This is a genomic window from Pseudomonas sp. HS6-2, from assembly GCF_049325675.2.
GTDB classification, from domain to species: Bacteria; Pseudomonadota; Gammaproteobacteria; order Pseudomonadales; family Pseudomonadaceae; genus Aquipseudomonas; species Aquipseudomonas putida_N.
The window spans coordinates 3,809,124-3,825,679 of the sequence record NZ_CM143906.1; the positions used below are offsets into that span (position 1 = coordinate 3,809,124).

A 16,556-nucleotide genomic window follows, 5' to 3' on the forward strand; every position below is an offset into this window, starting at 1 on the left:
TTGCCTAGACTCGAACCCACCTCGGGATCGTCGGCCATTCTCGCAGAGCCTGGCCCGCTCCCGCCATGCCTTCGCAACCGGAGCTTCTATGAGCAGCGCAGAAATCTACGTCGTCAGTGCCGTCCGTACCGCCATCGGTGGTTTCGGTGGTTCCCTCAAGGACCTGCCACTGGCCGACCTGGCCACCGCCGTGACCCGCGCCGCCATCGAGCGCTCGGGTGTGCCCGCCGAGCAGATCGGCCACATGGTGATGGCCACCGTCATCCCTACCGAGCCACGCGATGCCTACCTGTCGCGGGTAGCGGCGATGAACGCAGGCATCCCTAAGGAAACCCCGGCCTTCAACGTCAACCGCCTGTGTGGTTCGGGCCTGCAGGCCATCGTCTCGGCCGCCCAGTGCCTGCTGCTGGGTGACGCCGACGTGGCCCTGGCCGCCGGTGCCGAGTCCATGAGCCGCGGCCCGTACCTGCTGCCGCAGGCACGCTGGGGCGCACGCATGGGCGACCTGCAAGGCATCGACTATACCGTCGGCGTATTGCAGGATCCGTTCGAACATTTCCACATGGGTATCACTGCGGAAAACGTCGCGGCCAAACACGGCATCAGCCGCGAGATGCAGGACGAGCTGGCCCTCACCAGCCAGCGCCGCGCCGCCCGCGCCCAGGCCGAAGGCCGCTTCGACAGCCAGATCGTGCCGCTGGAGCTGAAAACCCGTAAAGGCACCGTGCAATTCGCCGTCGACGAGCATGTGCGCGCCGATGTGACTGCCGAGCAACTGGCCGGCATGAAGACGGTGTTCAAGAAAGACGGCACCGTCACCGCCGGCAATGCCAGCGGCATCAACGATGGCGCCGCCGGCCTGGTGCTGGCCACCGGTGATGCCGTGCGCCGGCTGGGCCTGAAGCCGCTGGCGCGCCTGGTGGCCTATGCCCACGCTGGCGTCGAGCCGGAACTGATGGGCCTGGGCCCTATCCCGGCAACCCGCAAAGTGCTGGAAAAGGCCGGCCTGAATGTCAGCGACCTGGACGTGATCGAGTCCAACGAAGCCTTCGCCGCCCAAGCCTGCGCCGTGGCTCGCGAACTCGGCTTCGACCCGGAGAAGGTCAACCCGAACGGTTCGGGCATTTCCCTGGGCCACCCGGTCGGCGCCACCGGGGCGATCATCGCCACCAAGGCCATCCACGAACTGCAACGCATCCAGGGCCGCTACGCGCTGGCCACCATGTGCATCGGCGGCGGCCAGGGCATTGCCGTGGTCTTCGAGCGCGTCTGAGGGAACTGAACCATGACGATTGAACAGATTGCCGTGATCGGCGCCGGCACCATGGGCAACGGTATCGCCCAGGTGTGCGCGGTGGCCGGCTACCAGGTATTGATGGTGGACGTTTCCGACGCCGCGCTGGAGCGTGGCGTGGCCACCTTGAGCAAGAACCTGGAGCGCCAGGTGAGCAAGGGCACGCTCGACGCCGAGCGCGCCGAGGCGGCAAAAACCCGCATCCGTACCAGCACCGACTACGCCCAGCTGAGCAGTGCGCAGCTGGTGATCGAGGCGGCCACCGAAAACCTGCAGCTCAAGCAGCGCATCCTGCAGCAGGTGGCAGCCAACGTGGCCGCCGACTGCCTGATCGCCACCAACACCTCGTCACTGTCGGTGACCCAGCTAGCCGCCAGCATCGAGCACCCCGAGCGCTTCATCGGCGTGCACTTCTTCAACCCGGTGCCGCTGATGGCCCTGGTCGAGATCATCCGCGGCCTGCAGACCAGTGACAGCACCTATGCCCAGGCACTGGTGGTCACCGAGAAGCTTGGCAAGACGCCGATCACCGCCGGCAACCGCCCGGGTTTCGTGGTCAACCGCATCCTAGTGCCGATGATCAACGAAGCGATCTTCGTGCGCCAGGAAGGCCTGGCCAGTGCCGAGGACATCGACACCGGCATGCGCCTGGGCTGCAACCAGCCGATCGGCCCGCTGGCCCTGGCCGACCTGATCGGCCTGGATACCCTGCTGGCGATCATGGAGGCCTTCCACGAAGGCTTCAACGACAGCAAATACCGCCCTGCCCCGCTGCTCAAGGAAATGGTCGCGGCCGGATGGCTGGGGCGCAAGACCGGCCGCGGCTTCTTCACCTACTGAGGAGCGCACGCCATGCCCCCGGTCAATGCCGCCATGCGCTGTGCCAACTTCGAAGAGCGACGCGACCGGGCCATGGCGCTGTTCGCCGAAAAGGGCTTTGGCCAGGTCAGCATGCGCGAGCTGGCGGCGCATGTGGGCCTGACCGCCGGCTCGCTGTATCACCATTTCCCCAGCAAGCAGGACCTGCTGTTCGACCTGATCGAAGAGCTGTACGAGGAACTGCAGGCCACCTTGGAGCAAGGGCGCCGGGCCATGGCCCGAGGGGCTTCGGCGATGGGCTGCCTGATTGCCGCGCACTGGCAGTTGCATGCCGAGCGGCCCATGCAGTTTCGCCTGGCCGAGCGCGACCTGTGCTGCTTGAGCGAGGAGCAGCAGGCGCGCCTGGGTTTGCTGCGCAAGCGCTATGAGGCCGGTTTGCTGCGCCTGATCGCGCCACGGGCGACCTTGCAGGGCGAGGCATTGGTGGCGACCTCGCATGTGGTGGCGACATTGCTGAACCAACTGCCGGGGATGCTCAAAGGCTTACCCGAGGAACAGGGGCTGGGGTTGATGGAAAGCCTGTTGGTCGGCGGAATCGAGCGGACCCTGCGATAGACAGGCCAGGCCATTTCGCGGGACAAGCCCCGCGAAGAGGCCGGTGCAGGCTAACGCAGCAGGGCCTGGATCTGCTCGTGCAGGGTATCGAGGTCGAACGGCTTGGCCAGGATCGGCGCCTTGCGCGCGATCGGGCTGCCGGACTCGAGGATCTCCGCCGGGTAGCCGCTGATGAAGATCACCTTCAGGTCCGGCCGCAGCTTCACCGCAGGTTCAGCGATCTCCACCCCGGAAATACCACCGGGCAAGCGGAAGTCGGTCACCATCAGGTCCAGGTGCGGCTTGCTCGCCAGAATCGCAAAGGCCTGCTCACCGTCCTCGGCAACCAGCACGTGGTAGCCCTCTCCCGCCAGGTAATCACGCAGGATCATCCGGATCGCCGGTTCATCCTCGACCACCAGCACTACATCTTGTGCATCTTCACTCATGACAACGCCTTGAAATTCATACAGTTTGCCATCTGACCCCAGGCTTACGCGGAGGTTGCCCGCAGCTGGTCGTTTTGTTCGCTGACCCCTGCCAACGGCAGCACCAGGCTGAAGGTCGCGCCCTGCCCCACCTCGCTCTCGACCTGTATCCGCCCACCGTGCGCCTGGACGATCTGTTCCGATATGTACAGCCCCAGCCCAAGCCCAGCACTGGCCTGCTGGGTGGCAACCCGCTCGAACTGCTGGAAAATACGCTGCTGGTTACTGGCGCTGATGCCGATCCCGTGGTCCCGCACCTGCACCCAGGCCATGTCGCCTTGAGCGAATACCTGCACATGCACCGGTTTGTGCTCGCCATAGCGCAACGCATTGGACAACAGATTGGCCAGTACTTGCTCAATACGGAATTCGTCCCACAGGCCCTGCAAGGCGTCGCAACGCTGCAGTTCGATGTGGGTGTCCAGGGCCGCGGCCTGAGCAGAGAAGTTCTCCACCAGACCTGCCACCAGCTGCCCCAGGTCGAACGCCTTCGGCCGCAGCGACAGTTTGCCGGTGCGAATGCGCGACACGTCGAGCATGTCCTCGATCAGGCGGATCAGGCTGTTTATCTGACGCTCGTCACGCTCGACCATGACCTTCAGTTTGTCGGCGCTGAACGCGTCGAGGTTGCCGCGGGCCAGGTGCATCTTGCGCAACTGGGTTTCCAGGATCAGGCCGTTGAGCGGGGTGCGCACCTCGTGGGCAACGATCGACATGAAGTCGTCGCGCATACGCACCGCATGCTCAAGCTCACCACGCGCCACCTGCAACTGGCCCAGCAGCAGCTCCTGCTCCTGGCGGCTGCGCTCGAGCGCTTGCAGCTGCCGGTCGAGCACCTTGCGCTGGCGGTACAGGTCGACGAACACCGACACCTTGCTCTTCACCGCCAGGGTGTCGAGGGGCTTGTGCAGGAAGTCCACCGCGCCGCTCTCGTAGCCCTTGAAGGCATAGTTCATTTCACGCCCGGCAGCGGTGACGAAGACGATCGGGATGTTGCGGGTCTTTTCCGTGCCGCGCATCAGCTCGGCCAACTCGAAGCCGTTCATGCCCGGCATCTGCACGTCGAGAATGGCCAGGGCGAACTCGTGCTCGAGCAACAGCGACAAGGCCGCTTCCGCCGACTGCGCCTGGTGCACCTCGCGGTCTTCGCCCTGGATCAGGGCGGCCAGCGCCAGCAGGTTTTCCGGCAGGTCGTCGACGATCAGCAGTTTGGCAGGGGTGTGGCTTAGCATGCGCTGGGTTCCAGGGTCGCGAGCAACTGCCCGATACCACTCAGAGAAAGGATAAGGTCGGGTTCGTGCCGGGCCAGGGCGGCCTCCGGCATCAACGCCACCTGTGCGTCGCGGGGGTCCTGGACCACGGTCCGGCCGCCGCTGTTCTGGATGTAGGCAAGCCCTTCGGCGCCATCTTCGTTGGCCCCGGTGAGCAGCACGCCGAGCAACCCGGGGCCATATGCATCGGCCGCCGAAGTGAAGAGATAATCGATGGCCGGGCGCGAGAAGTGCACCGGTTCTTCCTGGCTGAGCGACAGGCTGAAGTCGGCTTCCACCGACAGGTGATAACCCGGCCCGGCTACGTAGATCTGCCCCGGGTCAATGGTTTCCTTGTCACACGCCTGGCGCACCGGCCGCTGCAAGCGCCGCTGCAGCACCTCGGCCAGCTGGCTGTGGCGGCCGTCCGGCAGGTGCAGCACGCACAGTACCGGAATGGCAAAACTGGCCGGCAGCGCACCGAGCACCGTGAACAGTGCCGTGACGCCGCCCGCCGAGGCGCCGATGACCACCGCGCGTACGCCGTTCATGATTTGCGGTAGATCCGTTCGGGCTTGACCAGCGGCTCGAAGCAATTGCTGTAGGCCGAGAAGTCCACCGACTCCTTGCTGCCCAGCACCAGGAAACCCCGGTGGCACAAGGACTCGTGGAACAGCCCGAGTGCGCGGTCCTGCAGCTCCTTGTTGAAATAGATCAGCACGTTCCGGCACGACACCAGCTGGGTTTCGGAAAACACGCTGTCGGTGGCCAGGCTGTGGTCGGCGAAGGTCACATTGTCACGCAGGCTGCTATCCATGATGGCGTTGCCGTAGGCCGCGGTGTAGTACTCGGCAAAGTCACGGCGCCCGCCGGCGAGGCGGTAGTTTTCTTCGTACTCGCGCATGCTCTGCATCGAGTAGATGCCCTGCTTGGCGCGGTCCAGTGAATGCGGGTTGATGTCGGTGGCGTAAATGATGGTGCGTTCCAGCAGGCCCTCTTCGCGCAGCAGGATGGCCATCGAATACACCTCTTCACCGGTGCTGCAGCCGGCAATCCACACCTTGATCGAAGGCCAGGTGCGCAGTAGCGGCACCACTTCCTGGCGCAGCGCGAGGAAGTGGCTGGGGTCGCGGAACATCTCGCTGACCGGGATCGTCAGGTACTGCAGCAACTGCATGAACATGCCCGGGTCGTGCAGCACCCGCTCCTGCAGTGCCGATACCGTGAGGCAGTCGAACTGGCGCAGTGCATGGAGGATCCGGCGCTTGATTGAAGCGCCGGAGTAATTGCGAAAATCGTAGCTGTACTTGAGGTAGATCGCCTCGATCAGCAGTCGGATCTCAATGTCGGTATTGCGCTCGCTAGTCAAATTCGCTCCAGTTGCGGCAGCCACACGCGGATCAACGAGAACAGGCGGTCCAGGTCGATCGGTTTGGCCAGGTAATCATTGGCGCCGGCCTGCAGGCAACGCTGCTGGTCATCCTTCATCGCCTTGGCGGTGACGGCGATGATCGGCAACTTGCGCCAGCGCGGCTGCTGGCGGATCAGGCGGGTGGCCTCGAAGCCGTCCATCTCCGGCATCATCACGTCCATCAGCACCAGGTCGATGTCATCGTGCTGCTCCAGGCGCTCGATGGCTTCGCGACCATTGCGGCCGATCTCGACGATGGCACCCTTGTGCTCCAGGGCACTGGTGAGGGCAAAGATGTTGCGCACATCATCGTCCACCAGCAGCACCTTGCGCCCTTCGAACACCTTGTCGCGGCTGCGCGCGGTCTTGAGCATGCGCTGGCGTTCATGGGACAGCTGCGATTCGACTTTGTGCAGGAACAGCGTCACCTCATCGAGCAGGCGCTCCGGCGAACGCGCGCCCTTGATGATGATCGAGCGCGAATACTTGAGCAGGTCGGCTTCTTCTTCGCGGGTGAGGTTGCGCCCGGTGTAGACGATCACCGGCGGGAACGACCGGATATCCTCGGCCGTCATGCGCTTGAGCAGCTCGTTGCCAAGCATGTCGGGCAGCTTGAGGTCGATGATCATGCAGTCGTAGATGTTCTCGCGCAGCAACGCCAGGGCATCCTGGGCCATGGCCACGGCGGTGATCTCGACATCCTCGTCGCCGATCAGCCGGGCGATGCTCTCACGCTGCAGGTCGTCGTCCTCCACCAGCAGGATATGCTTGAGCTTCTGGGTGAGCTTGGCTTCCAGGCGGGCGAAGACGTCCTTGAGTTCTTCCCGGCTGGTCGGTTTGACCGCGTAGCCCACCGCGCCCATGTGCATCGCCGCCTCGACGCGGTCTTCCACCGAGATGATGTGCACCGGGATGTGCCGGGTGCTGGCCTGCTCCTTGAGGCGCTGCAGCACGGTCAGGCCGGAGTGGTCGGGCAGGCGCATGTCCAGCAGGATCGCGTCGGGTACGTACTGCACGGCCAATTCGAAGCCTTCATCGGCACCCTGGGCCACCAGGCAGCTGTAGCCCAGCTCGTGGGCCAGGTCGAAGAGGATGCGGGCGAAGTTCGGTTCGTCCTCGACCACCAGGATGCAACGGTTGCCGAACGGCGCCCGCTCGCGGTCGTCGGCGAACGTCAGTAGCGGATGCTTGACCACCGCCGGCGCGACGACCTTGGGTGCCGGTGGCAGGCTGTCGACGGTCGGACGCAAGCTCAGGGCTTCGATTTCTTCGCCTTGTGCCTCATAGCGCTCGGGCAGGCTCAGGCTGAACACGCTGCCTTTGCCGGGGCTGCTGTCGACGCTGATGTGCCCGCCAAGCAGATGCGCCAGGTCGCGCGAGATCGACAGCCCCAGGCCGGTGCCGCCGTAGCGACGGTTACTGGTGCCGTCGACCTGATGGAAGGCGCCGAAGATCGCCTGCTGCTGGTCGGCGGCGATGCCAATGCCGCTGTCGCGCACCGAGAAGATAATGCCACTGCCCGCCTGGTAGCCGATGTTCAGGCTGACCTGGCCGCGCTCGGTAAACTTGATGGCGTTGGACAGCAGGTTCTTGAGGATCTGCTCCAGGCGCTGGCGGTCGGTGAACAAGGTGGCCGGTACCTGGGCTTCAACTGTGACGTCGAAGCTCAGGCCCTTGTGCTCGGCCAATGGCAGGAACATGCCACGCAAACCTTCGACCAGGCGCTCCAACTGCGTGCTTTCGGGACGCACTTCGAGCTTGCCGGCCTCGACCTTGGCAATGTCGAGGATGTCGTTGATCAGGTTCAGCAGGTCGTTGCCAGCGGAGTAGATGGACTCGGCGAACTTGACCTGCTCGGCGCTGAGGTTGCCCTCGCCGTTCTCGGCCAGCAGCTTGGCCAGGATCAGCGAGCTATTGAGCGGCGTGCGCAGCTCGTGGGACATGTTGGCGAGAAACTCGGACTTGTACTTGCTCGAACGCTGCAGCTCGTCGGCGCGGGCCTGCAGTTCTTCCTGGGCCTGGCTGAGCTCGTCGTTCTTGCGGTCCAGCGCCTCGGTACGCTCGGACAGCTGCTCATTGGTCTGTTCAAGCTCGGCCTGCTGGGTTTCCAGGTGGGCCTGGGACTCCTTGAGCACCCGCGATTGCTCTTCGAGCTCTTCGTTGGCGGTCTTGAGTTCTTCCTGCTGCACCTGCAGCTCTTCGTTGAGCTGCTGGGTCTCGGCCAGTACTTCCTGCAGGCGCTGGCGGTATCGGGCGCTTTCGATGGAAATACCGAGGTTTTCGCCGACCCGCTGCATCAGCTCGTCGTCGCGCGCCTGCAGCGGGCGCAGGAAGCCCAGTTCAATCACTCCGTTGATCTGGCCGTCATCGCGGGCCGGCATCAGCAGTGCACTGCGCGGCAGGCCGCGACCCAGGCCCGAACTGAGCTGGTAGTAATCTTCTGGCAGTTCGTCCAGGCGCAGCAGGCGCCCCTCGCGCACGGCCTGGGCCAGCAGGCCGTCGTGGTCACCCAGCACCTGCTGACGGGCCTGCTCCTCGGCTGCCAGGCCGTAGGTGGCCACGCGTACCAAGCGACCATGTTCGTCGCGCACGTAGAGCGCACCGACCACGCTGCCCAGGTAGCTGGCGAAGAAGCGCAGGATGTTGTCGCCGAGCATCGGCAGGGTCAGTTGGCCCAGCACTTGTTCGGCCAGCTGGGTCTGGCCATTGCGCAACCAGGCCTGGTGTTCCAGGCGCTCGGCAGCACGCTGCTGAGCCTGCAGGTTTTCGCTGTAGCTGCCCGACAGGGCCAGCAGATCGCGGCGACCGAGGTAGGCGAGCAAGGCGCTGAGGCCGACAATCAACAGCACGAAGCCAGATATGGCGGTAACGGTGACCGCGCTGACCTTCTCGGTGCGCGTCATGCGCAGCTGCTGTTCAGTGACGACCAGGTCGTCGAATTCCTTGCGTATTTCGTCGGTGATGCGCTTGCCGCGGCCATTGCCGACCGAAGCACTGTAGTCGCCGCCACTGCGGCGCTGGCTGATCATCTCGCCGGCGAATGCATTCCAGGCATGCTGCAAGGCAATCAGCCGGTCGATACGGTCGACCTGCTGCGAGTTGTCCTCGACCATGCCGCGCAGGCTCTGCAAGCTACCGAGGATGCGCGGCTTGGCTACCTCGTAGGGGTCGAGGAAGCGTTCGTCTCCGGTGATCAGAAAACCGCGCATGCCGGTTTCCATGTCGATCGACAGCTTGACCGTTTCGTTGGCATTGCCGATCACCCGATCGGTGTGCTCGACCCACTGCATGGCCGAAAGCAGGTAGTTGATCACCGCGACAAAGGCCACGGCGCCGAGCAGGCCCACTGCCAGGGGCAGGCTGATATTTCGGCTCAACAGCTTGCGGAAGCTTTGCTGGTCCATCGAGGCTGCTTGAATCATCTGAAAACGCCCGCGCGAAAAAGGTCCATTGAAAAGTGTGGCGGCTCTGCCGCTGCGCTCACCGATTAACAAGCGAGTCTAACCCGCTTGGGCGGCTTCGGCAGGGCATTTAGCCAGTATTTGAAGCCCCCGTGTGAGAATCGTTCCCTCGATGTGCCACAGTCGGTATCCTCGGGAACTTCTGTCACTGCCTGGCGCACAGAGTAGGGACATGACTTTTTCAACAGGAAACCTCCCATGCAACTTCTGGTAGTCGAAGACGACGACATCGTACGTATGCTGATGGTCGAAGTGCTCGATGAATTGGGCTACAGCACCCTCGAAGCGGAAAATGCCAAGGCAGCGCTGAAGGTAATCGAGGATGCCAGCCAATCACTGGCCCTGCTGGTGACCGACGTGGGCTTGCCGGACATGCGCGGTGAAGAGTTGGCGGCCAAGGCCCGTGCGGAGCGGCCGTTGCTGCCGGTGCTGTTTGCCAGCGGTTATGCCGAGAGTTTCCCTGTGCCGGAGGGCATGCACATGATCGGCAAGCCGTTCAGCATCGACCAGTTGCGCGACAAGGTGGTGGAGATTCTGGGTACGCCTTGAGCAGCGGCCAGGTAACTCAAAGCTCTCGGCGTAACAGATAAGTATCCATGATCCACCCAATCCGCACCCTCTCCCGCTCGCGCACCTCCAGTATCCGTGCCTTCACTGCCTGCAAGGGCCCGGCGATCAGCACTTCATCCTCGGTGCCCAGGTAAGCGCCCCAGTAGATCACCAGCGCCGGATCCTCTAGCGTGGCAAAGGCGCATTGCCCGTCGAGCATCACCACCACATTATCCACCTGCCCCTGCTCGGCCAGGCGCCGCCCTGGCAGCACGGTCAGCGGCTCGCCAATGCGGTTGAGGGGGATCTGATGCCGCGCCGCCAGGGCCTGCACACTGCTGATACCGGGAATCACCTGCAGGCGTAGCGCCACTCCGCGTTCGCGGACCAGGTCAAGAATGCGCAAGGTGCTGTCATAGAGCCCGGGCTCACCCCAGAGCAAAAAGGCGCCGATATCCTCGGCGCCCATCTCTTCGCTGATCAACCGGGCATACAGCGCAGCACGCTGGCGATGCCAGTCGTGCACCGCGCCTGTGTAGTCATCCGCCTCGGCATCGCGCCGAGGGTCTGCCACCTGCACCAGGCGGTAGCCACCCTCGGGCCGGTAGCGCTCGAGGATCGCCTTGCGCAAGCGCAGCAGTTCACCCTTGCCAGCGCCTTTGTCGAGCATGAACAAAACACTGGCGCGACGCAGTGCCTCGACTGCCTCGACGGTGATCTGCCGGGGGTCGCCCGGGCCGATGCCAATCAACAGAACGTCTTTCATGGCACCGCCCGCGATCTCGACTCAGAAGATAGAGAAGTTATAGCTGACGATGACCCGCGTCTCATCCATGTCCCGCGCCCACTTCTCGTAGTTGCTGCGGTACGTGGAGTTACGCAGGCGCACGCTGACATCCTTGAAGGTGCCGCTCTGCACCTGGTACTTGAGCTCGGTGTCGCGTTCCCATTCCTTGCCTTCGGCATTGCTGCCCGGCACCTTGATGTGGTCGCCGTTGATGTAGCGGGTGAAGAAGCTCAGGCCGGGCACGCCAAGGGCTTTGAAGTCGTAGTCGTAACGCAGCTGCCAGGAGCGCTCCTGGGCGGCGGCGAAGTCGTTGACCTGGGCGTAGCTGACCAGGTACGGGTTGCTGCCATCAAGGTATGGCATGGCACTTTCGCCGTACATGCGCTGCCAGCCGGCGCTGATCTTGTGCCCGCCCAGGCTGTAGCCGAGCATGCCACTGAAGGCACGGTGGTCGATCTCACCGGCGCGGGCGTTGCCGATGTCATCGCTCTTGATCAGCCGCAGGTCTGCCGACAGGCTACCGACAGCGAGCGGCTGGCTGGCGACCAGCCCAAGGAAGTGCTGGCGGTAGATGTTTTCCAGTTTGGCGACTTGATACTGGGCACTGAGCCGATCATTGAAACGGTAGTCCAGGCCGGCCAGGTCAAAGTGGTCGGCTTGGATATCGCAGGCATAGCGCTTGTTCTTGCAATGCACGCGAATATCCTGGCGATCGGTGGAATCACGCGCAGTGTACTTGTCCAGGCGGGCCAGGGTGAACTTCAGGTCACGCACTTCCTCGGAGGTCAGCATCGCGCCGTGGAACATGGTCGGCAGCAGGCGACCATCGTTGTATTTCAACAGCGGTACGTCCGGCATCATCGAGCCGTACTTAAGCACGGTGTTGGACACCTTGACCTTGGCCGCCAGGCCCATTTTCGCGTATTGGTCGGCGGAGTGCCGTGGGTCGTGGCCGGAAGATGGCAGCAAACCACTGTTACTGTCGGCCGGGCTGGAATCAAGCTTGATCCCTAACATGCCCAGTGCATCAACACCAAAGCCAACCGGGCCCTGGGTATAACCCGATTGCACATTCAGAATGAAGCCTTGCGCCCATTCTTCACGTTTTGACGCACCCTGGCTGGAACTGCTGTGGCCGTCACGAAAATCCCGGTTGAAATAGACATTGCGTGCTTCGACCTTGGCACTAGCGTCTTCAACAAAACCGGCGGCCTGGGCCTGCGCGCCGGCGCACATGAGGAACACGCCGGCAACACGGCGCCCGGGGGCGAGAGGAAGGGGGGAAAACATGCGAGGGCACATCCACAAGTAAGGCAAAAAAACGAATCGTGACGCACCTGCGTCACGCTAATGCGTCGCGGCCGAACATGAGTCGACCATCATCTGAAATCATCGCCCAGCCGCTCTGCCACAGGCTATTGGACCATGGTCTAGAACCCCTCGAAGAGGCATCGAAAAACCATCTGAATTACAGCGTGGAAAACTTGGAAAGTTCCCGATTACTTATAAAAAGTTTGCGGTTTACCGAAGTCCTGCAAGTGTCTACACTCGATCTCAGCGAACAGTTTTACCCACCCGCGTGGCTGGCGTTTAGTCCTTATCAATGTTCGTCACGCCCTGCCACGGAAGACGTACAGGAGTGATTACAGTGTCCAGACTTGCAGAGTTTCGTGCTGCCGAGAAAGCGCTCCAGGAACAGATGGCACAACTGGAGGCGCTGAAAAAGGATGCCGGCCTCAAACGCGAAATCGAATTCGAGCAGAAACTAGTCGGCCTGATGAAAAGCTATGACAAAAGTCTGCGCGACATCATCGCCATCCTCGACCCGAAGGCGGTTACCCGTGGCGCTGCCAGTGCACCGAAACAACAGCGCCGCCCGCGCGTGGTGAAAGTCTACGAGAACCCACACACCGGCGAACTGATCGAGACCAAAGGCGGCAACCACCGCGGCCTCAAGGCGTGGAAAGAACAGTATGGGGCCGCTACCGTGGAGAGCTGGGTTCGCTGATGAAACGTCAACACCCACTTCACACTTTTTTCACAACGGCTGCAGCAGTATCGAGACAGCTAAAGGACTAGCGACCCCATCACGCGCCCGCACATGCGGGCCTCTAATTCCGGCGCCCTGCTCACCCGAGCAGGGCGCTTTCATTTGCGCAAACGCTTCACTGACGTATCATGGCCCCCTGTCTGTTTCGCTGGCACCTGGTTGCCAGCCCCGTCTCTGGAGTACCCATGAGCCTGCACGATCTGCAAACCCTGCCTGGCGTCACCGCGCAGCCAGACGCCGCCACCGCCCAGTTCGTCTTTAACCACACCATGCTGCGCGTCAAGGACATCGAGAAGTCGCTGGACTTCTACACCCGTGTGCTGGGCTTCCGCCTGGTCGACAAGCGCGACTTCCCTGAAGCGGCCTTCAGCCTGTACTTCCTGGCCCTGGTCGACCCGGCGCAGATCCCTGCCGACGACACCGCGCGCCACCAGTGGATGAAGTCGATCCCGGGCGTACTGGAACTGACCCACAACCACGGCACCGAGAACGACCCGGAATTCGCCTACCATAACGGCAACACCGACCCGCGCGGCTTTGGCCACATCTGTATTTCGGTGCCGGACGTGCGTGAGGCCTGTGCCCGTTTCGAAGCCCTCGACGTACCGTTCCAGAAACGCCTGCAAGATGGCCGCATGAACCACCTGGCCTTCGTCAAGGACCCGGACGGTTACTGGGTGGAAGTGATCCAGCCCACCGAACTGAAGGGCTGATCGCCGTCAGCTCGCGCTCGTCGGGCCGGGAACTCCTGGCCCCTTGCTGTGGTATATGAAGGTAACTGCTTCACATACCACAGCGAGGTAAGGACGATGCAATCTCTTCACTGTGAATACCGCGACCACACCATCACCGCCAGCGTGATGCCCCACCCCGACTCCCCCCTGCCCTACGCCGCCGGTTGCCTGATCACCGATCCTCAGGGGCACACCAGCAAGCGAATGTCCATGCCGATGAAGTTCTTCTCGGACCTTGAGAATGCGCAGCATGTGTCGCTGGCACATGGTCGGGCATTGGTGGATGAGCAACTGGACAAGGGCACAAAGCCTTCTGACCGGCACGGTCACTTCGCTGCAGGAGCGGCGCGCGCATAAGCTACCGCCGCTTCAACCTGTTCACGACTGGGCCGCACGCCGGTATACAACACAAACTGCTCCAAGGCCTGCAGCGCAATCACCTCCAGCCCGGTAATCACCGGCTTGCCCAGCGCCTCGGCCCGCTGGATCAGCGGCGTGCGCGCCGGCATCGCCACCACGTCGAACACCCGCTCGGCCGCCGCAATAGCATTCTCGCTGAAGGCCAGCTCATCCGCCTCCGGCCCGCCAGCCATGCCGATCGGTGTCACATTCACCAGCATCGGCGGGCACAGGTCGCCCAGTTCAGCCACCCAACGATAACCGCAGACATCCGCGAGCTGCCGCCCGGCCTGCTCGTTGCGGGCGACGATGATGCCTTCGCGGAACCCGGCATCACGCAGGGCACTGGCCACAGCCTTGGCCATGCCGCCACTGCCGCGCAAGGCAAACGCGGTGGCAGGGTCGACCTGGTGCTCTTCGAGCAGTTGCCGCACGGCCAGGTAATCGGTGTTGTAGGCCTTCAGATGGCCCGCGGTGTTGACCAAGGTATTGATCGACTCGATCGCCGCCGCCGACGGGTCGATTTCGTCAACCAGCGCCATGCAAGCCTCCTTGTACGGCATCGACACGCCACAACCGCGAATGCCTAGCGCGCGGATACCTGCGACGGCTGCCGGCAGGTCGTTGGTGCTCATGGCCTTGTAGTAGTAGTCGAGCCCAAGCTGCTGGTAGAGGTGATTATGAAAACGCACGCCGAAGGTGCCAGGCCGCCCGGCCAAGGAAATGCACAGCACGGTGTCTCTGCTGGGAGTTGTCGCCATAACTTGCTCCTTTTTCATAACTGAATCGTTTATTCAGCCTACCAGACGCAACCACTGGTCGTCCCTTACACAACCTTTACCGTTTCCCTGCGCTCGGCTGACAGAGACCGGAGTCATAGTATTAAGGCCCCAAGCGTGGGGTTACCTTGTGAGGAAGTCTCATGAACCGTCTTCTCCCCGGAATCGCCCTGCTGGTCGGTGCCCTGGCCGTCAGCGGGCCAGCCTCTGCCCATGGTGGCGGCGGCCGTGGCTGGTATGGCCCAGGGCCGCTGCTCGGCGCTGCCGTGGTCGGGGCCGTGGTCGGGGCGACGGTGTATGGCGGCCGCGACCGCACGGTCTACGTTGAGCGCCAGCCTGCCTACTATGGGCCACCGCCCGTCTACGTGCAGGCCCCACCGCAGCCGGTGTACTACCAGCCGTACTACGTACCGGCACCACCACCGCCTGCGTACCACCCCTACTATGGCCCGCCACCGGTGTATTACGGCCCGCCACGCTGGTGACCGTTGATAAAACTGATGAGTACTATTGAGCGTGTTGATTTCAAACCCTGTCGGCTGATGCGTAAGGTAGGGCCATGTTTCACAGGAGGTCCCCATGGCCACTATTCAGATCATGTCAGTCGTCGGCACTGCCGTCCCCGTCACCCTGCGTGAGCAAGGCCTGCTGGCCTGCTGGTACCTGATGAGCAATGGCGAGGCCGTCAGCGGCCCGCTGGCTACCCGCGCCTCGGCCCAGGCCCTGGCTGAACAGCTCCAGGCCGATTGCCTGATCGCTTGACCGAATTTGTTGTGCGTTGCTCCCTACGCCTCTTCTGACCCGCCCGTTGGCGGGTCTTTTTTTATCTGGGCGAACCGACGAACGGAGCCAGGAAAACCGATACAGCATGAAGCTTTTTTCATTTCGTGGGAGCGGCTCAACGAGCAATCGACAGCACTTAGGCCATACTCCACAATGCATCGGTTTTTTGGGGGAAAACCCTTGCACAGCCAACGACATACCAACCTTTAGTGAGCCTCAACGTGAAAACATCCCTGTCCATCCTCAGCCTGCTGCTGTTGCTCACAGGAACTGCGACCCTTCCGTCGACCGCTGCTGCACAACCCCCGGCCCAGGTCCAACGCGACCCGTCCAAGCTGCACCTGGCGTCTGGCAGCGCCCTGCTGATCGACCTGAACACCAACCAGGAGCTGTATTCGAACCACGCCGACCGTGTGGTGCCCATTGCCTCGGTGACCAAACTGATGACGGCGATGGTGGTGCTGGATGCCAAGCTGCCCATGGATGAGATGCTCACCATGACCATCGCCAACAACCCAGACATGAAAGGCGTGTATTCGCGTGTGCGCCTGGGGAGCGAGCTGAACCGCCGGGAAACCCTGCTGATCACCCTGATGTCATCGGAAAACCGCGCCGCCACCACCCTGGCCAACCATTATCCGGGCGGCTACCCGGCCTTCATCAAGGCAATGAACGCCAAGGCCCGCAGCCTGGGCATGGCGCACACCCGCTACATCGAGCCAACCGGCCTGTCGACACAGAACGTCTCCACCGCCCATGACCTCGCCAAGTTGCTGATGGCATCGCGCAAGTACCCGATGCTGAGCGAGCTGTCGACCACCCGCGAAAAGACCGTGGCCTTCCGCAAGCCGAACTACACGCTGGGCTTCCGTAACACCGACCACCTGGTAAACAAGAGCAACTGGGACATCACGCTGACCAAGACCGGTTTCACCAACGATGCCGGCCACTGCCTGGTGCTGTTGACCAAGATGGACAACCGCCCGGTGGCCATGGTGATCCTTGACGCCTTCGGCAAATACACCCACTTCGCCGACGCCACTCGCATGCGTCAATGGCTGGAGACCGGCGCGACCAAACCGGCACCGGCCGTGGCCATGCAGTACAAGACGGACAAACACGGCAAGGGGCGCCTGGCGTCGGAGTGACGGCAGGCCT

At 62.8% G+C, this 16,556-nt stretch carries 18 protein-coding genes; 10 read left to right on the forward strand and 8 right to left on the reverse strand.

The window, feature by feature from the left end; all coding sequences use genetic code 11:
• Positions 1 to 88: 88 nt before the first annotated feature.
• Genes ACOKS3_RS17610 through ACOKS3_RS17620 form a run of 3 tightly spaced genes read left to right on the forward strand, consistent with a single transcriptional unit; the run spans position 89 to position 2,728 of the window.
• The gene (locus ACOKS3_RS17610; RefSeq protein ID WP_103447928.1) at positions 89 to 1,273 is read left to right on the forward strand and encodes an acetyl-CoA C-acyltransferase family protein; all 1,185 of its coding nucleotides are present in this window, start codon (positions 89 to 91) and stop codon (positions 1,271 to 1,273) included.
• 12 nt (positions 1,274 to 1,285) lie between these two features.
• Entirely contained in the window at positions 1,286 to 2,134 is an 849-nt protein-coding gene (locus ACOKS3_RS17615) for a 3-hydroxybutyryl-CoA dehydrogenase (protein ID WP_103447929.1), read from the forward strand.
• A 12-nt stretch (positions 2,135 to 2,146) separates the two neighbouring features.
• The gene (locus tag ACOKS3_RS17620; protein ID WP_103447930.1) at positions 2,147 to 2,728 is read left to right on the forward strand and encodes a TetR/AcrR family transcriptional regulator; all 582 of its coding nucleotides are present in this window, start codon (positions 2,147 to 2,149) and stop codon (positions 2,726 to 2,728) included.
• A gap of 50 nt (positions 2,729 to 2,778) precedes the next feature.
• Here ACOKS3_RS17620 and ACOKS3_RS17625 read toward each other — a convergent pair whose 3' ends face one another.
• Genes ACOKS3_RS17625 through ACOKS3_RS17645 form a run of 5 tightly spaced genes read right to left on the reverse strand, consistent with a single transcriptional unit; the run spans position 2,779 to position 9,278 of the window.
• A complete protein-coding gene (locus tag ACOKS3_RS17625) occupies positions 2,779 to 3,156 on the reverse strand; it encodes a response regulator (protein ID WP_023629509.1) in 378 nt (125 codons plus the stop codon).
• Between the two features lie 44 nt (positions 3,157 to 3,200).
• Positions 3,201 to 4,427 (reverse strand): hybrid sensor histidine kinase/response regulator, encoded by a 1,227-nt coding sequence (locus tag ACOKS3_RS17630; RefSeq protein ID WP_103447931.1) that lies wholly within the window; start codon positions 4,425 to 4,427, stop codon positions 3,201 to 3,203.
• A complete protein-coding gene (locus ACOKS3_RS17635; protein ID WP_103447932.1) occupies positions 4,421 to 4,996 on the reverse strand; it encodes a chemotaxis protein CheB in 576 nt (191 codons plus the stop codon). Before ACOKS3_RS17635 ends, ACOKS3_RS17630 begins: the two co-directional genes overlap by 7 nt.
• Complete coding sequence (locus ACOKS3_RS17640) at positions 4,993 to 5,814, reverse strand: CheR family methyltransferase (protein WP_103447933.1); 822 nt, start codon at positions 5,812 to 5,814, stop codon at positions 4,993 to 4,995. The genes ACOKS3_RS17635 and ACOKS3_RS17640 overlap by 4 nt, the downstream gene beginning before the upstream one ends.
• Positions 5,811 to 9,278: a response regulator gene (locus ACOKS3_RS17645; protein WP_103447934.1), complete on the reverse strand. Its 3,468-nt coding sequence runs from the start codon at positions 9,276 to 9,278 to the stop codon at positions 5,811 to 5,813. The genes ACOKS3_RS17640 and ACOKS3_RS17645 overlap by 4 nt, the downstream gene beginning before the upstream one ends.
• A gap of 237 nt (positions 9,279 to 9,515) precedes the next feature.
• On the opposite strand from ACOKS3_RS17645, the gene ACOKS3_RS17650 reads away from it, so the two are divergent.
• A complete protein-coding gene (locus ACOKS3_RS17650; RefSeq protein WP_103447935.1) occupies positions 9,516 to 9,866 on the forward strand; it encodes a response regulator in 351 nt (116 codons plus the stop codon).
• Positions 9,867 to 9,882: 16 nt separating this feature from the next.
• Here ACOKS3_RS17650 and cobF read toward each other — a convergent pair whose 3' ends face one another.
• Together cobF and ACOKS3_RS17660 are read right to left on the reverse strand one after the other, a co-directional pair.
• Positions 9,883 to 10,632 carry a precorrin-6A synthase (deacetylating) gene (gene cobF, locus ACOKS3_RS17655; protein ID WP_103447936.1) on the reverse strand — a complete coding sequence of 250 codons (750 nt, stop codon included), beginning with the start codon at positions 10,630 to 10,632 and terminating at the stop codon, positions 9,883 to 9,885.
• Between the two features lie 21 nt (positions 10,633 to 10,653).
• The gene (locus tag ACOKS3_RS17660) at positions 10,654 to 11,943 is read right to left on the reverse strand and encodes an OprD family porin (protein WP_103447937.1); all 1,290 of its coding nucleotides are present in this window, start codon (positions 11,941 to 11,943) and stop codon (positions 10,654 to 10,656) included.
• Between the two features lie 358 nt (positions 11,944 to 12,301).
• Between ACOKS3_RS17660 and ACOKS3_RS17665 the strand changes: the two genes are divergently transcribed.
• The 3 genes from ACOKS3_RS17665 to ACOKS3_RS17675 all read left to right on the forward strand — a co-directional run bounded on the left by ACOKS3_RS17665 (position 12,302) and on the right by ACOKS3_RS17675 (position 13,794).
• Entirely contained in the window at positions 12,302 to 12,661 is a 360-nt protein-coding gene (locus ACOKS3_RS17665; RefSeq protein WP_103447938.1) for a histone-like nucleoid-structuring protein, MvaT/MvaU family, read from the forward strand.
• Between the two features lie 227 nt (positions 12,662 to 12,888).
• Positions 12,889 to 13,416 (forward strand): lactoylglutathione lyase, encoded by a 528-nt coding sequence (gloA, locus tag ACOKS3_RS17670; protein ID WP_054883228.1) that lies wholly within the window; start codon positions 12,889 to 12,891, stop codon positions 13,414 to 13,416.
• 96 nt (positions 13,417 to 13,512) lie between these two features.
• On the forward strand, positions 13,513 to 13,794 hold the full coding sequence (locus ACOKS3_RS17675) for a hypothetical protein (protein ID WP_422764339.1): 282 nt from the start codon (positions 13,513 to 13,515) through the stop codon (positions 13,792 to 13,794).
• On the opposite strand, the gene ACOKS3_RS17680 is transcribed toward ACOKS3_RS17675, so the two are convergent.
• The gene (locus tag ACOKS3_RS17680) at positions 13,764 to 14,597 is read right to left on the reverse strand and encodes a shikimate 5-dehydrogenase (RefSeq protein WP_103447939.1); all 834 of its coding nucleotides are present in this window, start codon (positions 14,595 to 14,597) and stop codon (positions 13,764 to 13,766) included. The genes ACOKS3_RS17675 and ACOKS3_RS17680 overlap by 31 nt on opposite strands.
• 161 nt (positions 14,598 to 14,758) lie before the next feature.
• Here ACOKS3_RS17680 and ACOKS3_RS17685 point away from each other — a divergent pair, with 161 nt between their 5' ends.
• The 3 genes from ACOKS3_RS17685 (at position 14,759) to pbpG (ending at position 16,546) form a co-directional block, all read left to right on the forward strand.
• Entirely contained in the window at positions 14,759 to 15,100 is a 342-nt protein-coding gene (locus tag ACOKS3_RS17685; protein WP_103447940.1) for a hypothetical protein, read from the forward strand.
• 94 nt (positions 15,101 to 15,194) lie between these two features.
• Positions 15,195 to 15,377, forward strand: a complete 183-nt coding sequence (locus ACOKS3_RS17690) for a hypothetical protein (RefSeq protein WP_103447941.1) — start codon at positions 15,195 to 15,197, stop codon at positions 15,375 to 15,377.
• Between the two features lie 242 nt (positions 15,378 to 15,619).
• The gene (gene pbpG / locus ACOKS3_RS17695) at positions 15,620 to 16,546 is read left to right on the forward strand and encodes a D-alanyl-D-alanine endopeptidase (protein WP_103447942.1); all 927 of its coding nucleotides are present in this window, start codon (positions 15,620 to 15,622) and stop codon (positions 16,544 to 16,546) included.
• Positions 16,547 to 16,556: the final 10 nt, after the last annotated feature.

What these genes read in the sequence shown, in the direction of transcription:
- ACOKS3_RS17675 (WP_422764339.1), top strand. Translation starts at nt 13,513, where the DNA reads ATGCAATCTCTTCACTGTGAATACCGCGACCACACCATCACCGCCAGC.
- ACOKS3_RS17615 (WP_103447929.1), top strand. Translation starts at nt 1,286, where the DNA reads ATGACGATTGAACAGATTGCCGTGATCGGCGCCGGCACCATGGGCAAC.
- gloA (WP_054883228.1), top strand. Translation starts at nt 12,889, where the DNA reads ATGAGCCTGCACGATCTGCAAACCCTGCCTGGCGTCACCGCGCAGCCA.
- ACOKS3_RS17660 (WP_103447937.1), bottom strand. Translation starts at nt 11,943, where the DNA reads ATGTTTTCCCCCCTTCCTCTCGCCCCCGGGCGCCGTGTTGCCGGCGTG.
- ACOKS3_RS17690 (WP_103447941.1), top strand. Translation starts at nt 15,195, where the DNA reads ATGGCCACTATTCAGATCATGTCAGTCGTCGGCACTGCCGTCCCCGTC.
- ACOKS3_RS17650 (WP_103447935.1), top strand. Translation starts at nt 9,516, where the DNA reads ATGCAACTTCTGGTAGTCGAAGACGACGACATCGTACGTATGCTGATG.
- ACOKS3_RS17625 (WP_023629509.1), bottom strand. Translation starts at nt 3,156, where the DNA reads ATGAGTGAAGATGCACAAGATGTAGTGCTGGTGGTCGAGGATGAACCG.
- ACOKS3_RS17645 (WP_103447934.1), bottom strand. Translation starts at nt 9,278, where the DNA reads ATGATTCAAGCAGCCTCGATGGACCAGCAAAGCTTCCGCAAGCTGTTG.
- ACOKS3_RS17685 (WP_103447940.1), top strand. Translation starts at nt 14,759, where the DNA reads ATGAACCGTCTTCTCCCCGGAATCGCCCTGCTGGTCGGTGCCCTGGCC.
- ACOKS3_RS17610 (WP_103447928.1), top strand. Translation starts at nt 89, where the DNA reads ATGAGCAGCGCAGAAATCTACGTCGTCAGTGCCGTCCGTACCGCCATC.
- ACOKS3_RS17680 (WP_103447939.1), bottom strand. Translation starts at nt 14,597, where the DNA reads ATGGCGACAACTCCCAGCAGAGACACCGTGCTGTGCATTTCCTTGGCC.
- ACOKS3_RS17635 (WP_103447932.1), bottom strand. Translation starts at nt 4,996, where the DNA reads ATGAACGGCGTACGCGCGGTGGTCATCGGCGCCTCGGCGGGCGGCGTC.
- ACOKS3_RS17620 (WP_103447930.1), top strand. Translation starts at nt 2,147, where the DNA reads ATGCCCCCGGTCAATGCCGCCATGCGCTGTGCCAACTTCGAAGAGCGA.
- ACOKS3_RS17630 (WP_103447931.1), bottom strand. Translation starts at nt 4,427, where the DNA reads ATGCTAAGCCACACCCCTGCCAAACTGCTGATCGTCGACGACCTGCCG.
- cobF (WP_103447936.1), bottom strand. Translation starts at nt 10,632, where the DNA reads ATGAAAGACGTTCTGTTGATTGGCATCGGCCCGGGCGACCCCCGGCAG.